At 71.9% G+C, this 15,052-nt stretch carries 13 protein-coding genes and 1 riboswitch; of the genes, 3 read left to right on the top strand and 10 right to left on the bottom strand.

Translation table 11 applies throughout. From position 1 onward, the window contains the following. Positions 1–33 precede the first annotated feature (33 nt). The gene (locus tag BM109_RS27265) at positions 34–1,872 is read left to right on the top strand and encodes an ATP-binding response regulator (RefSeq protein WP_093349786.1); all 1,839 of its coding nucleotides are present in this window, start codon (positions 34–36) and stop codon (positions 1,870–1,872) included. A gap of 33 nt (positions 1,873–1,905) precedes the next feature. Here the strand turns inward: BM109_RS27265 and BM109_RS27260 are convergent, their stop codons facing one another. The 4 genes from BM109_RS27260 to prpR form a co-directional block, all read right to left on the bottom strand. Further along, on the bottom strand, positions 1,906–2,199 hold the full coding sequence (locus BM109_RS27260) for an addiction module antidote protein (RefSeq protein ID WP_093349783.1): 294 nt from the start codon (positions 2,197–2,199) through the stop codon (positions 1,906–1,908). Next, positions 2,171–2,491, bottom strand: coding sequence for a type II toxin-antitoxin system RelE/ParE family toxin (locus BM109_RS27255; RefSeq protein ID WP_093349781.1), 321 nt, complete (start codon positions 2,489–2,491; stop codon positions 2,171–2,173). Before BM109_RS27255 ends, BM109_RS27260 begins: the two co-directional genes overlap by 29 nt. A gap of 48 nt (positions 2,492–2,539) precedes the next feature. Continuing rightward, the gene (locus BM109_RS27250; protein WP_093349778.1) at positions 2,540–3,397 is read right to left on the bottom strand and encodes a tetrahydrofolate dehydrogenase/cyclohydrolase catalytic domain-containing protein; all 858 of its coding nucleotides are present in this window, start codon (positions 3,395–3,397) and stop codon (positions 2,540–2,542) included. A 103-nt stretch (positions 3,398–3,500) separates the two neighbouring features. Next, a riboswitch (ZMP/ZTP riboswitch) is annotated at positions 3,501–3,581 on the bottom strand. Between the two features lie 44 nt (positions 3,582–3,625). Next, positions 3,626–5,620 (bottom strand): propionate catabolism operon regulatory protein PrpR, encoded by a 1,995-nt coding sequence (prpR, locus tag BM109_RS27245; protein ID WP_371268841.1) that lies wholly within the window; start codon positions 5,618–5,620, stop codon positions 3,626–3,628. 180 nt (positions 5,621–5,800) lie between these two features. Here prpR and BM109_RS27240 point away from each other — a divergent pair, with 180 nt between their 5' ends. Beyond that, positions 5,801–6,754 (top strand): tripartite tricarboxylate transporter substrate binding protein, encoded by a 954-nt coding sequence (locus BM109_RS27240; protein ID WP_371268847.1) that lies wholly within the window; start codon positions 5,801–5,803, stop codon positions 6,752–6,754. Between the two features lie 40 nt (positions 6,755–6,794). Further along, the gene (locus tag BM109_RS27235) at positions 6,795–7,655 is read left to right on the top strand and encodes an isocitrate lyase/PEP mutase family protein (RefSeq protein ID WP_093349771.1); all 861 of its coding nucleotides are present in this window, start codon (positions 6,795–6,797) and stop codon (positions 7,653–7,655) included. Between the two features lie 8 nt (positions 7,656–7,663). Here BM109_RS27235 and BM109_RS27230 read toward each other — a convergent pair whose 3' ends face one another. From BM109_RS27230 to BM109_RS27205, 6 genes are all read right to left on the bottom strand, one after another. Next, a complete protein-coding gene (locus tag BM109_RS27230) occupies positions 7,664–9,274 on the bottom strand; it encodes a phospholipase D-like domain-containing protein (protein WP_177239476.1) in 1,611 nt (536 codons plus the stop codon). A gap of 31 nt (positions 9,275–9,305) precedes the next feature. After that, complete coding sequence (locus tag BM109_RS27225) at positions 9,306–11,534, bottom strand: xanthine dehydrogenase family protein molybdopterin-binding subunit (protein ID WP_093349766.1); 2,229 nt, start codon at positions 11,532–11,534, stop codon at positions 9,306–9,308. A gap of 16 nt (positions 11,535–11,550) precedes the next feature. Then, positions 11,551–12,537: an FAD binding domain-containing protein gene (locus BM109_RS27220; protein WP_093349763.1), complete on the bottom strand. Its 987-nt coding sequence runs from the start codon at positions 12,535–12,537 to the stop codon at positions 11,551–11,553. After that, entirely contained in the window at positions 12,534–13,196 is a 663-nt protein-coding gene (gene paoA / locus BM109_RS27215; protein WP_093350176.1) for an aldehyde dehydrogenase iron-sulfur subunit PaoA, read from the bottom strand. Before paoA ends, BM109_RS27220 begins: the two co-directional genes overlap by 4 nt. 13 nt (positions 13,197–13,209) lie before the next feature. Beyond that, complete coding sequence (locus BM109_RS27210) at positions 13,210–13,560, bottom strand: hypothetical protein (RefSeq protein ID WP_093349761.1); 351 nt, start codon at positions 13,558–13,560, stop codon at positions 13,210–13,212. 112 nt (positions 13,561–13,672) lie between these two features. Next, complete coding sequence (locus BM109_RS27205; protein WP_093350173.1) at positions 13,673–15,049, bottom strand: ATP-binding protein; 1,377 nt, start codon at positions 15,047–15,049, stop codon at positions 13,673–13,675. Positions 15,050–15,052: the final 3 nt, after the last annotated feature.

Here is a 15,052-nt window from a genome sequence, read left to right as displayed (position 1 = left end):
TGGTAGTTGCCCCCGGCCCTTACACTGCCGCCCATGCGTACGCCGGGCGCCACCTCCACCCCGTCGGGCCCCGTGCCCGGGCCCGCCGACTCCCACGCCCAACTGGTCCGCGAACGCCTGCTGCGCCGCATGTTCGTGATGGGCCCGCCCACGGTGCTGACGGCGCTGGCCTCGGCGATCGCGATGGCCGGCGTGTTCTTCGGGATGACGCGCGGCTTCGGCGCGCTGGCATGGGGCATCGTGATCTGCACGCTGCTGTGCCTGCGGCTGGTGTTCATGCGCTGGAACGCGCGTCTCTATCCCGAGCCCGAGTTCACGCTGCGCCAACCCGATGGCGCGTGGCGCTTCATGCTGCCGCTGGGCGCCTACATGTCGATGTGGACGCTGGCGCCCTGGGCGCTGATGCCGCCGGGCACCGAATCGCCGATGCGCATCCTGATCCTGCTGCTGGGCATGTTCGCGGTGCTGATGGGTTCGGTGCCGGTGATCGCCACCTGGCGCGCGATGGTGCCCGTGGTCACGATCCCGCTCACGCTGGGCGTGGTCACGCGCTTCGCCTGGATGGGCGGCACCGATGGCTGGTTCACCTGCGTGGTCGGGCTGCTGTTCGGCGGCTCGATGGCGCGCTATGCGCTGTCGCAGCACCAGCTGATCCGGCGCAGCCTGTCCGACCAGATCGACAAGGAACTGCTGAGCGAGCAGCTGCTGCGCCAGTCCTTCGAGCTGCAGCGGCTCAACCGCGAGCGCAGCCGCTTCTTCGCCTCGGCCAGCCACGACCTGCGCCAGCCGGTGCATGCGCTGGCGCTGTTCTCGCGCTCGCTCGAACGCGACCTGGCCGACCATCCGCTGGCCCCCGTGGCCGGCCGCGTGGTGCAGGCCACCGATGCGGTGAGCGGCCTGCTCAACGCGATGCTCGACATCTCGAAGATCGATGCCGGCACCGTGGTACCGCAGCCGGTACGGATGGCGGTGGACCCGCTGTTCCTGCGGCTGTCGCAGATCTTCGAGCCGCGCACCCAGCAGGCCGGCCTCGCGCTGCGCTTCCACACCGCGCCCGAATGGCTGCAGACCGATGGTGACCTGCTGTTGCGCGTGCTGACCAACTTCGTCGACAACGCGCTCAAGTACACGCGCCAGGGCGGCATCCTCGTGAGCGCGCGGCCGCGCGGCGACCGCCTGCGGCTGGCCGTGTGGGACACCGGCCTGGGCATCGCGCCCGAGCACCTGCCCCATGTGTTCGACGAGTTCTACCAGGTCGACAACCCGCAGCGCGACGTCGCGCGCGGCCTGGGCATCGGGCTGGCGATCGTCAAGCGGCTGGTGGACCTGCTCGGCGGCGAGATCGGCGTGCGCTCGCGGCTCGGCCACGGCAGCGTGTTCTGGGTCGACCTGCCGCGCCGCCCGCCCGTGCCCACCGCCTTGCCCGTCGCGCCCGCGGCCATGCCCGATACCGCGCAGGCCGACATCACCGAACTGCCGCTGGTGCCGCCACGCGTGCTGCTGCTCGACGACGAACAGCCGGTGGGAGAGGCGGTGCGCATGTGGCTCGCGCCCTACTGCGAGCGCATCGAGATCACCTGCCGGCTCGCCGATGCCAGCGCGCAGGTGCGCGCCACGCCCGACGGCTTCGACGCCTTCCTGATCGACTTCCGGCTCGCCGATCCGCAGGACGGCATCGAGGCGACCGCGGAACTGCGCCGGCTCGCCGGCCGCCGCGTGCCCACGATCCTGGTCACGGGCGATACCGATCCCGAGCGGGTGCGCGCGGCCTATGCCAGCGGGCTGGTCGTGATGTTCAAGCCTGTGCAGCCGGAGGTGCTGCTGCGAACGCTGCACCAGATCATTCGCGGGGAGCACGAGGAGCGGGGCTGAGAGGCCCCGTGGGCGATCTGCGGTGCCTGCGGTTCAGGTGTCCGCCGGCTCCACCGTCAGCTTGAAGCCCAGCGCCTTGATGACCTTGAACAAGGTATCGCTGCTGGGCGCTCTTTCTCCCGAGAGGCTCTTGTACAGGCTCTCGCGGGACAGGCCCGTGTCCTTGGCGAGCTGGGCCATGCCGCGTGCGCGTGCAATGGCGCCAAGCGCCCCTGCCAGCTCGGCCGGGTCGTTGTCATCCACGACCTGGCGCAGGTACTCCACCATGTCGGCCTCGCTGGCGAGGTAGTTGGCGATGTCAAAGGGACGGGTCTTGATCTTGCTCATTTCGCAACTCCAGAGCCATCTTCCTGGCTCGTCCAATGTCGCGCTGCTGGGTCGACTTGTCGCCACCACCCAGCATGACGATGATGGTCCCGGCCTGCTCGATGAAATACATGCGCCAACCGAGGCCAAAGAACTCACGCATTTCAAAAACACCTTCACCGACGGGCGCGACGTCCCCCAGATTCCCTCGGCGCGCCTTGTCGAGCCGACGGGCCAGCCGGATGCGCGTCATGCCATCCTTCAACCCCTCCAGCCACCCTGAGAACTCATCGGTTTCAATGACCGTGAACATGGCGCCATTGTAGCCACAAGGCTACAGTCGCGCAACGATGCAGCGTGCTCAGGCGGCCGCGCGCTCCGCCGCCTCCAGCGTCTGCGAGATCAGCGTCGAGATCGTCATCGGCCCCACGCCGCCCGGTACCGGCGTGAGCGCCGCGCAGCGCGCGAACAGTCCCTCGGTCTCGATGTCGCCGACGCCGCCCTCGTGGTAGCCGGCATCGATGACGATGGCGCCGTCGCGGATCCAGTCGCTGCGGATGAAGCGCGGCCGGCCGACGGCGCCGACGATCACCTCGGCGCGCCGCACCTCGTCGGCGAGGTTCGCGGTCTTCGAGTGGCACACGGTCACCGTCGCATCGGCGTTCAGCAGCATCATCGCCAGCGGCTTGCCGAGGATCGGGCTGCGGCCGACCACCACCGCGCGCTTGCCGGCGACGTCGATGCCGTAGTGCGCGAGCAGCCGCATGATGCCCGCGGGTGTCGCCGAGCCGAAGGCCGGCTGGCCCAATGCCATCCGGCCGAAGCCATGGCTGGTGACGCCGTCCACGTCCTTGCGGATGGCGATGCGGTCGAAGCACTGCCGCTCGTCCACCTGTGCGGGAACGGGATGCTGCAGCAGGATGCCGTGCACCTGTTCGTCGGCGTTCAGCGCATCGATCTCGCGCAGCACATCCGCGGTCGTCGCGCGCGCATCGAGCGTCACGACGCGCGAATCCATGCCGACGCGGCGGCAGGCATTGCCTTTCATCCGCACGTAGGTCGCGGACGAGGGATCGTCGCCGACCAGGAGGGTCGCGAGGATGGGGGTGCGTTCGCCGTTCCTCGCCTTCAATGCGAACACCCGCTGTCGCAGCGCCTCCTCGTTCGCGGTGGCGACCGACTTGCCGTCGAGCAGGATGCAGGGCGTCGGGGCGGTCATCGCGCACCTCCGGAGCAAAGGGGCGAAAGCCGGGGAAGCGAAAGGATGCACCGGTGCGGCGCGCGCATGCGGACACTCATCGTCGGAACTCCTGAAAAGACGACAGACATGCCCAGGCGATCGGCGTGACGATGGCCGCGCTCCCCGATGGTGCTCCATCCGTTCGCCAGTTGCGCGGCGACGCGATTATCGGACAGCGGCCGTGCGGCCCCTCTCGAGGAAGGCCGCCTAGGCCCCCGGCGCCTCGTCGCGCAACCGCCGCCACAGCGTCGAGCGGCTGATGCCGAGAATGGCGCAGGCCCGGTCCTGATCGCCCTGGACCGACTGCAGCACCTCGCGCACCCGTTGCCGCTCCGCGGCCGTGCGCGCCCCCTTGAGCAGGCGATTGCGCGCGAGCGCCGGGCGTGCCTGCGTGCATTCCGCGAACACCTCGAGCAGCCGGGCGCGGTCCAGCCGGCCCTCGGGCGCCAGGTAGCCGTGGCAGGCCAGCAGGCGCTCGACGAGGTTCTCCAGTTCGCGCACATTGCCGGGCCAGCCGTAGCCCGCGGCCAGTTCCAGCAGGGCGGCGAGCCAGGCCGACGCCTGGTCCGCGGGCACACCCGCCGCGGGCGCGCGGCGCGCCATCAGGCCGGCGGCCAGGGGCGCGATATCGGCGCCGCGCTCGCGCAGCGGTGGCGTCTCGATGCGCAGCACCGCGAGCCGGTAGTACAGATCGCGCCGGAACAGGCCACGCTCCACCTGGGCCGCCAGGTCGGCATGGGTGGCCGCGATCACGCGCAGGTCGACCGGCACCGCCGCGGTGGCGCCCACGCGCAGCACCTCCCGCTCCTGCAGCACGCGCAGCAACCGGGTCTGCAGCGCCAGGGGCATGTCCCCGATCTCGTCGAGGAACAGGGTGCCGGTATGGGCGGCCTCGATCAGGCCGGTCTTGCCGCCGCGCCGCGCACCGGTGAAGGCACCTTCCTCGTGGCCGAACAGCTCGCTTTCGAGCAGGCTCTCTCCCAGCGCCGCGCAGTTCACGGCCAGGAAGGGCTGGGTGGCGCGCCGGCTCGCGCTGTGGATGCCCTGGGCCACCAGCTCCTTGCCGGTGCCGCTCTCGCCGACGATGAGCACGGTGGCGTCGCTGGCCGCGCACTGCCGCGCCAGCTCGCGCACGCGCCGTGCCGCGGCGCTGTCGCCCGCGAAGGCCTCGATCCGGTAGCGCGTGGGCGCGCCGCGTTGCCGCTGGTTGGCGCGCAGGTGGCGGTCGGCGCGCTGGATCACGGCGGGGTCGCGGCACACCAGCAGCGCGCCGGTGACCTCGCCGCTCTCGACGATGGGCGCGCGCCGCACGACCAGCGTGCGCATGCCGATCTGCAGCACTTCCTCGACCGGGGCCTCGCCCAGGCGCAAGGTGGCGCCGAGGTCCAGCACGGGCTCGACCTCGCTCAGCACCCGGCCGACCAGTTCCCCCACGGAAGCACCGAGCAGCTGCGCCATGGCGGGGTTCAGCGCCTCGATGCGCTGGCGCAGGTCGACCGCGACCACGCCGTCCTGCAACTGGCCGAGGATGGTGCCGAGCCGCTCATGGCGCGCGCGCTCGGCATGGCCGTGGCGCGCCAGGTGGAGGGCGTCCTGCAGCGCCTGGCGCACGGCGTCCTCGGAGTACATCAGCACGCTGGCGATGCCGGCCTGCTCGGCCAGGTCGGCCACCAGCCCGGGCGACACCACGGCCTCGATGCCGGCGGCGCGCAGGGCCTCCACGCAGGCCGGCGCGTCCTCCGGGCCGCGGTAGCTGAACTGCGCGATGCCCATGCCGAACAGGGCGTCGAGCTGCGCCAGGTGCTCCGATGGACCGTCGAACGACACCAGGCCCACGCGCGGCGAGAGGGCGCGCGCCGCGGCCAATGCGCGCATCAGGTCGAAGCCGCGCACCTCCACGATGGCCACCGGAATGTCCAGGTGCCGGCGCAGCCATTCGCCGCTGGCGCCCGCGGCCACCACCGCGTCGACGGGGCGCCGGGCATGCAGCGCGCGCACGGCCGCCACCGCATCGTCGAAGGCCTGCCCGACCAGCTCGACCTGCGCCTGCCCGGCCACCTCCGGTATCAGCCGCGCCAGCACGCGGCCCAGGCGGTGGCGGGCCACGGCCACGATGTGCAGCGGCCGCGGCGTGGCGGGGGAATGAGGGCTCGGCGCGGCGGGCAATGTATTCATTTCAATGAATTTCATTGTCTCATTCATGAAATCAAATTGAAATCCAGACCCGGACGAGCACCCGCCGAGGCAGCGTGAATTCCTTTCGAATCAATGACTTGGCATCGAGGGGTGCGCCCTTCGGGCCGATGGCACAGCGCTTGCGCAAACCCCGGTTCCCAGCTCAAAAACCAGGAGACCTCCGTGCACTTCCATCGCCTTTCCACCATCGCCTGCACGACCGCCGCCGCGCTGGCCTGTGCCTTGCCGCTGGCCGCGCAGGCCCAGGCCTGGCCCGCCAAGTCCATCCGCTTCGTCGTGCCGTTCGCGGCGGGCGGCGCCAACGACCTGCTGGCGCGCTCGGCGGCCGAAGGGGCGGCCAAGGTGCTGGGCCAGCCGGTCATCATCGACAACCGTCCCGGCGCGGGCGGTTCGCTCGGCGCCGACCTGGTGGCGCGCAGCGCGCCCGACGGCTACACCTTCCTGATCAGCGCCGCGGGCGTGATCTCCAACAGCATGATCAAGAAGTCCTTGCCGTTCAAGGACGAGGACCTGGTGCCCGTGGTCATGATCGGCCTGGCGCCCTCGGTGATCGTGGTGCCCAAGTCGGCCCCGTACGACAACCTGCGCGACTTCGTCGAGGCCTCGAAGAAGGGCGCGGGCTTCAACTTCGCGACCGCGGGCACCGGCAGCACGCCGCACTTCGTGGCCGAGATGCTCAACGTGAAGTACGGCGCGAAGCTGCAGGCCGTGCCGTACAAGAGCGGCTCGGAGAGCACGACCGCCGTGCTGGGCGGGCAGGTCGAAGGCACCTCCGAGGCCAGCATCATCGCGCTGCCGCACATCCGGGGCGAGGGCAAGTTCAAGCCGCTGGCCACCACCTGGACCCAGCGCATCTCGGCCTACCCGCAACTGCCCACGGCCGTCGAGCAGGGCTTCCCCGAGCTGCAGATCGCGCACTGGGCCGGCCTGCATGCGCCGCGCGGCACGCCCAACGACATCCTGGACAAGCTCGCCGCCGCCGTCGACAAGGCCATGCGCGATCCCGCCACCGTGGCCAAGCTCCAGGGCCTGGGCATCGAGCCCGTGGGCGGCACGCGCCAGGAGTTCGTGAAGTTCACCGATGCCGAGCGCAAGCGCCTGGGCGAGATCGTCAAGGCGGCCCGGATGCAGGAGAAGTGAGCGCACCGCAGGCTCCCCTTCCTTTTTTTCCAGCCGATCCATGAATACCAAACAACAACTGCGCGCCCTGGCGCAGGCCCGCCGCGGCGTCATCGTTCCGGGCGCCTTCAATGCCCTGTCGGCCCGCATCGTCGAGGACCTGGGCTTCGAGGCGATCTACATCACCGGCGCCGGCGTCACCAACATGTGGTTCGGCCTGCCGGACCAGGGCTTCGTGGGCCTGGCCGAGATGGCCGACCATACGGCGCGCATCCGCGATGCGGTGCGCGTGCCGCTGATCGTCGATGCCGACACCGGCTTCGGCAACGCGCTCAACGTGCGCCATGCGGTGCGCACGCTCGAGCGCGCGGGCGCCGACTGCATCCAGCTCGAGGACCAGATCGCGCCCAAGCGCTGCGGCCACTTCGAGGGCAAGGCGGTCATCTCGACGGAGGAGGCCGTGAGCAAGATCAAGGCGGCCGTCGATGCGCGGCAGGACCCCGACCTGCTGATCCTCGCGCGCACCGACGCCTGTGCCGTGCTGGGCTTCGAAGCCGCGATCGAGCGCGCGCAGCAGTTCGCCGAGGCCGGCGCCGACATCCTGTTCGTCGAGGCGGTCACCAGCGCCGAGCAGATCCGCGCCTTGCCGCAGCGCCTCGACCGGCCGCAGCTCATGAACATGGTGATCGGCGGCAAGACGCCCGTCTTCGGCGCCGAGGACCTCGGCGGCATGGGCTATGGCCTCGTGCTGTACGCGAACGCCGCGCTGCAGGGCGCCGTGGTCGGCATGCAGAAGGCGCTCACGGTGCTGCGGGATGCGAGGCGGCTCGAGGAAGATCCCGCGCTGGTCGCTCCGTTCGCCGAGCGCCAGCGGCTGGTGGGCAAGCCCGAATGGGATGCCCTCGAGCGCCGCTACACGTAACGCGGCCCCTACAGCATCGACTCGGGAATCACCAGCGACTGCCACTGCAGCTTGAGCCGCATCCAGGCATCGGCACCGGGCTCGCTGTCCGTCACCCGCACCGGCGCGGGCCCGTCGATGCGCCACCATTCGAGCGCGTCGCCGCCGTCGCGCGCGAGCCGCAGCTGGTACGCCGAGTGCGTCATCAGCTGCTCGAAGAAGCCGTGCGCCTCCTCGGCCAGCGCGGGACAGTCGATCAGCAGCCCGAACTCGGTGTTCAGCGCATCGGAGCGCGGGTCCATGTTGACCGAGCCCAGGAACAGCCGCCGGCGGTCGACGACCATGGCCTTGGTGTGCAGCCGCACCTGCGCGCCTTCGCCGATGCGGCCCACGAACAGGGCGCGGCCGGCGTTCGGATGGATCTCGTGGATCTGCATCCCGTTGCGCAGCAGCGCGGCGCGGTAGCGGCGGTAGCCGGTGTGGACCACCGGTTCGTCGGTGGCGGCCAGCGAGTTCGTGATCAGGGTCTGGCGGATGCCGCGCGCCGCGTTGCGGCGCATGCCCTCGAGCGCCGCCGCGCCGGGCACGAAATAGGGCGACGCGGTGAGGATCTCGCTGCGTGCCTGCTGCGCGGCCTCGCCGAGCAGGCGGCGGCTGGTGTCGATCAGCGCGCCGCTCGCGAGCCGCCGCGTTTCCGAGCGGCCCCAGGCCTTGGCGGGCGCATCGGCAAAGGCCTGCGCGGTGCCGAACGCGAGCCGCACGCGGCCCGCCTGCAGCTCGTCGCCGAGCGTCACGCGCCCCAGCGGGTCGACCGTGCGAAACGGCACCGGCTCGGGCGTGTCGGGGCCGTCCACGCGCGCGTCGAAGGCGCTTCGCAGTTGTTCGGGCGCATCGACGGGCCGCAGCACCGAGGCCGCGGTGCGCACCTGCGGCGCGTTCCAGTATTCGTCGAACAGGCTCGCCATCTGCGGCACCGCGGCGCCCGCGACCAGCACGTCGTAGTCGAAGAAGTTCGAGTCGGCATCGCGCATGAAGTACACGTCGCCGAGGTTGCGCCCGCCCGCCACGGCCAGCACGCCATCGGCCACGAACAGCTTGTTGTGCATGCGCCGGTTCACGCGATCGAAGTCGAACAGCGCCATCCCGAAGCGGGTCGCGAGGCCGCCGCGCGTGGGGAAGGGATTGAAGATGCGCACCTCGGCATTCGGGTACGCGCCCAGCCCGTCGAGCAGCGCTGCGATGTCCTCGGTGTAGAGATCGTCGACCAGCAGCCGCACCCGCACGCCGCGCCGGGCCGCGTCGCGCAGTTCGCGCAGCACCAGCCGGCCCGTGGCGTCGTCGTGCAGGTGGTAGTACTGCAGGTCGAGCGAGCGCCGCGCGCCGCGCAGCAGGGCCAGCCGCGTGTCCATGCTGGCCAGGCCCAGCATCAGGCGGAAGCCGCTGGCATCCGCGGGCGCATCGGCCATCGAAGCAGCGGCGATGCGATCGAGCGGCGTGGGCGCGCCCTCGATCGGCAGCGAGGTCGTGATGCTGCGCGGCCCGTCGTCGGCCGGCAGGCTCGCGCAGCCGCCCAGCGCCAGGCCGGCCAGCACGAGCACGGTCGGCCAGAAGCGACGCCGAGGTTCGAAGAGGAAGGACATGGCCGGGCGCGGGAGAGCGACGATGCGGCATTCAAGCACGCATCGGCAGCCCCGGCAGCAGCTTGTCGAGCGTGATCGGGTAGCTGCGCACGCGCAGGCCGGTCGCGTTGTGGATCGCATTGGCCACGGCCGCGCCCGAACCGCAGGTGCCGAGCTCGCCCACGCCCTTGGTCTTGATCGGGCTCGCGAGTTCGTCCGAATCCTGCAGGTAGATCGCGTCGATGGCGGGAATGTCGGCATGCACCGGCACCAGGTACTCGGCCATGTCGTGGTTGACGAAGTAGCCGTGGCGCGCATCGACGATGGCCTCCTCGGTCAGCGCCGCCCCCACGCCGAACACCATGCCGCCGATGGCCTGGTTGCGCGCGGTCTTCATGTTGAGGATGCGCCCGGCCGCGAACACGCCGAGCATGCGGCGCACGCGGGTCTCGCCGGTGTCGATGTCCACGCCGACCTCGCAGAAGTGGGCGCCGAACGCCGCCTGCGCATAGCGGCGGTGCAGGTCGCCGGGCTCGACGCTGCCGAGCACGCTCAGGCCCTCGGCGCCCGCGAGTTCGCCGAGCTCGCGCGAACGGCGCCCGCTCACGACGCGGCCGGCCTCGAAGCGCGCGCCCGCCGCCTCGAAGCCCGCGCGCTGCAGCAGGGCGGCGCGCAACTGCTCGCAGCCGTCGAGCACCGCGGCGCCCGCGCTCGAGGCGCCGATCGAGGCGATCGATCCGGCGCCCGGCGGCAGGGCCGTGTCGCCGAGCCGCACGCCGATGCGGTCCATCGGGATGCCGGTCATCTCCGCGGCGATCTGCGCCAGCACGGTGTAGGTGCCGGTGCCGATGTCGGTCATCGAGGTCTCGATGCTCAGCCGGCCGCGGGCATCGAGCCGCAGCCGCGCGCTCGAGGGACGCACCGAGTGGTGATGGATGGCGCTCGCCACGCCCATGCCGACCAGCCAGCGGCCGTCGCGCACCCGGCCCGGCACGGGATCGCGGCGCGCCCAGCCGAAGCGGCTCGCGCCCTCGCGCAGGCACTCGACCAGCTTGCGGCCCGAGTAGGGCCGGCTCGGGCCGCGCTCGGGATCGCAGGGGCTGTCGTTGAGGATGCGCAGCTGCACCGGGTCCATGCCCAGTTTCTCGGCCAGCTCGTCGAGCGCCACCTCGAAGGCCAGCTGGCCGCTCGCGGTGGCGGGCGCGCGCATCGCCGCGGCCTCGGGCAGGTCGAGCGCGGCGAGCCGGTGCGCCGTCATGCGGTTCGGCGCCGCATAGAGCAGCCGGGTCTGGCGCGACGCGCCCTCGTAGTAGCTGCGGCCCGGCAGGTTGCTGGTCCAGGTCTCGTGTCCGATCGCGGTGAGCCGGCCGTCCGGCGTGGCGCCCAGGCGCACGCGCTGGATGGTCGCGGCGCGCCGCGTCGTGTGGTTGAGCAGCTGCTCGCGCGCCAGCGCCGTCTTCACGGGCCGCCGCAGTTCGCGCGCCGCGAAGGCCGAGAGCACGGCATCGGCATGGGTGCGCAGCTTGGAGCCGAAGCCGCCGCCCACGAAGGCCGCGATCACGCGCACCTTCTCGACCGGCAGCTCGACCATCGCCGCCACGTCGCTCGCGGCCCAGTTGGCCATCTGGTGCGAGGTGTAGAGCGTCAGCGCATCGCCGTCCCAGCGCGCGATGGTGGCCTGCGGCTCCATCATCGCGGGATGCTGGTCGGGCGTGTCGTAGCGCTGGTCGACCTGCACCGGCGCGGCGGCGTAGGCGCCCTCGAAGTCGCCGACGGCCGTGTCGGCCGCGCTCTCGCTGCCGGCGCTGGGGTCGTCGCCGGGCTTCACCGCCGTGGCCCGCGCGGCCTCGAGGTCGAAGCGGCCGGCCCCGGCCTCGTAGTCGATGCGGACCAGGAACGAGGCCGCGCGCGCCTGCTCCAGCGTCTCGGCGACCACGAAGGCCACGGCCTGGCCGTGGTGCTGCACCTCGGGGCCCGAGAGCTGCGAGACCAGGTTGGCGCGCCCTCGCGGCACCTGGCGCGGCACGTTCTCGTGGGTGTAGACCAGCAGCACGCCCGGCGCCTGCCGCGCCTCGCGGGTGTCGATGCGCGCGATGCGGCCCTTGGCGATGCCGGCCAGCACGATCCAGCCATAGGCCGCGCCCGGCATCTCCTCGTGGTACTCGTAGCTGTAGCGTGCCTGTCCGCTGACCTTGGCCGGGCCGTCGATGCGGTCGAGCGGCCGGCCGACGATGCGCTCGCGGTCGAGCGGGCCGGGGCCGGCGGCGGTGGTGAATTGCATGGCGGTGCTCCTCGGTTCAGGTCCGGTCCATCGCCTGCGCCAGCGTTGCTTCGAGCGTGCGGCGCAGCAGCGGGATCTTGAAATCGTTGTGGCCGTGGCCACGCGCGCCGTCCAGCAGCGCATCGGCGGCCGCGCGGCAGGCCGCGGGTCCGCCGTCGGTGCCCACCAGCCGCCGTTCCGCCGCCTCGTTGCGCCAGGGCCTGGCTGCAAGGCCGCCGAAGGCGAGGCGCACCTGCGTCACCGTGCCGCCCTCGCGCACGACCACCGCGGCCACCGAGACCAGCGCGAAGGCATACGAGGCCCGGTCGCGCACCTTGCGGTAGAGCTGCCGCCCGCCCACGGGCGGCGGCAGCAGCACGCCGGTGATCAGCTCGTCGGGCGCGAGCGCGGTCTCGACCTGCGGCGTCTCGCCGGGCAGCCGGTGCAGCTCGGCGATCGGGATCCGCCGCGTGCGGCCGTCGGCCGCGACGGTGTCGACGCGGGCCTCGAGCGCGCGCATCGCCACCGCCATGTCGGAAGGGTGCACCGCGATGCAGTGCTCGCTCGCGCCCAGGATCGCGTGGATGCGGTTGAAGCCGCCGAGCGCCGCGCAGCCGCTGCCGGGCACGCGCTTGTTGCAGGGCTTGGTGGTGTCGTAGAAGTAGAAGCAGCGCGTGCGCTGCAGCAGGTTGCCGGCCGTGGTGGCCTTGTTGCGCAGTTGCGCGCTGGCGCCCGAGAGCAGGGCGCGCGCGAGCAGCGGATGCTCGCGCCGCACGCGGGCGTCGGCCGCGAGGTCGCTGTTGCGCACCAGCGCGCCGATGCGCAGGCCGCCGTCGGCCGTGGCCTCGATGCGGTCGAGCCCGAGCCGGTTCACATCGACCAGGTGCGGCGGATGCTCCACGTCGAGCTTCATCAGGTCGAGCAGGTTGGTGCCGCCCGCGATGAACTTCGCGCCCGGATGGCGCTGCACGGCGGCGGCCGCCTCGGCCGGGCTCGACGGCCGCTCGTAGCTGAAGGCCCTCATGCCGCGGCTCCCGCCACGTCGCGGATGGCCGCGACGATGTTCGGATAAGCCGCGCAGCGGCAGATGTTGCCGCTCATGCGCTCGCGCAGCTCCTCGTCGCTGAGCGAGGGGCGGCCCGCCAGGTCGGCAGTGACGTGGCTCGGCATGCCGCCGCGCAGTTCCGCGAGCATGCCGACGGCCGAGCAGATCTGGCCCGGCGTGCAGTAGCCGCACTGGAAGCCGTCGTGCTTGACGAAGGCGGCCTGCATCGCATGCAGCCTCGGCGGTGCGCCCAGGCCTTCGATGGTCGTCACCGCGTCGCCCTCGTGCATCACGGCGAGCGTGAGGCAGCTGTTGATGCGCCGCCCGTTCACCAGCACCGTGCAGGCGCCGCACTGGCCGTGGTCGCAGCCCTTCTTCGAGCCGGTGAGCCGCAGGTGCTCGCGCAGCGCATCGAGCAGCGAGACGCGCGCATCGATGGCGAGCTGCCGGGGCTGCCCGTTGACCTGCAACGTGATGCGCGTCAGGCCCGCGGCATCGGCCGGCGCGCTGACCGGCACGCTGGCCGCATCGTCCGCCGCCTGGCCGGCGATCGGCAGCGAGGCGGCCGCCACGCCCGCGGCGCCGCCGATCAGCAGGCTGCGGCGCGTGGGGCCCGAGGGGGTGTCGGCGTCGTCCATGGGCGGCACCGGTTCACAGGCGGGTGTCGGGCGCGGCCATGGCCTGGGCGCGCGACATGGTCGGCACCACCACGCTGTTCACGCGCGAGCCGGCATTGACGTTCTGGTCCGGCGCATGGGCCGCCGCGACGGCCGCCTGGCGCACCGACTCCCGCGACAGCGTCGAGACCAGCGGATCGGCGCCGCGCGAGCCGCGCACCACGTTCTGGTCGGGCGCGCGCGCCGTGGCAACGGCCTGTGCCGCGACCGCGTCGCGGTCGAGCAGGCCGGCGCCCTGGTGGACGCCGTCGTAGCTTTCGGCCTGGGCCGCGAAGGCGGCGGCGCCGAGGGTCAGGGTGCAGAGCAGTCGGGAAAGGGTTCGCATGGCAGTGAGCTCCTGGGGAGGGAAGGAATCCGAACGGGCCGGGGCGCGTTCGGGCTGGGCTCACTGTAGAAATCGTGCTTTATGCGTTCTTTATGCGAGAGTTAACCCAGCGTTAAGGCGAAGGCAGGTGCACCCGCGCGATCAGGCCGCGCACCCGGCCCTCGTCGTCGCTGCGGTTGATCAGCTCGATGCGCATGCCGTTGCGCTGCGCGGCCATCTGCGCGATCGCCAGGCCCAGGCCGCTGCCCTCGGCCGCGGTGCCCGGCACGCGGTAGAAGCGGTCGAACACGCGCGCCAGCGCCTCGGGCGGAATGCCCGGCCCATGGTCGATCACGTCCAGCACCGGCCGCCCGTCGACCACGTGCAGCAGCACGTCGACCACGCTGCCTTCGGGTGCATGCCGCAGCGCGTTGTCGATCAGGTTGTCGAACAGGCTCAGCAGCTCGGTGGGGGGCGCGGTCACGGTGGCGCTGGTGCGGCCGTCGAAGCCGATGTCGATGCGGCGCCGATCGGCGATCACCATGAGGCGCGCGATGCTGTCGCGCACGGCCGAGGCCGCATCCTGCGGCAGCGCCGCCTCGAGCGGATCGCCGCCTTCCTGCTGCGACATGCGCAGCAGTTGCTCGATCAGGTGCTGCGCGCGCGTCACGCCGCCCTTGAGCTGCAGGTAGTGCTCCTCGGCGCTCTCGCCGGGCACCTCGGCGCGCATGTTGTCGAGCTGCAGGCCCAGCGCCGCGATCGGCGTGCGCAGCTCGTGCGCCGCGTCCTGCACGAAGCGCCGCTGCGCGGCGAAGGCCTGGCGCAGCCGCCCGAGCAGGCTGTTGAAGGCCTGCACCAGCGGCGCGATCTCGTCGGGCACATGGGACACCGACAACGCCGACAGGCTGCGCTCGTCCTTCGCCGCCACGTCGAGCGCCACGCGGCGCAGCTGGCGCGCCGAGGTCCAGACCACCAGCCACAGCACGGCCAGCGACAGCGGCAGCAGCAGCGCGATCGGCATGGCCGACTGCAGCGCGCGCCGCTCGACCAACGTGCGCACGAAGCCGCCGTTCTGGATCACCTGCACGCGGAAGTTCCCGCCGTCCGCGCCCGGGTCGGTGGCATAGACGCGCCAGATGCCGGTGTCGCCCGGCGCGAGGCGCACGGTGTGCAGCCCCGGCCGCGGCTGCAGGCCGATCGCGAGCTGCGGCCGGGAACTGGCCAGCAGCCGGCCGTCGGCGCTCCAGACCTGGATCACGAAGCTGCCGCGGCTGTAGAGCGTGGCCTCGTCGGTGGGCTTGAGCAGCGGCAGGTTCTCCTTGCCGGCATAGGACTCGGCCAGCATCTGCATCTGGTCGTCCTTGAAGGTGACGATCAGCCGGTCGTAGCTGGTGTAGGTGAACCAGGCCACGCCGAGGGCCGCGGCCACGTGCACCAGCACCAGCCACAGCAGCAGCTTGTTGCGCAGCGAGCCCGGCGAGTACCAGGGACGCTTCGGGGCATCGATCATGGC

Origin of the sequence: Variovorax sp. PDC80, from assembly GCF_900115375.1 — a bacterium.
Lineage (GTDB): Bacteria > Pseudomonadota > Gammaproteobacteria > Burkholderiales > Burkholderiaceae_C > Variovorax.
Note: the sequence above shows the minus strand (reverse complement) of the source record. Positions and strands in the feature narration are given on the sequence as shown.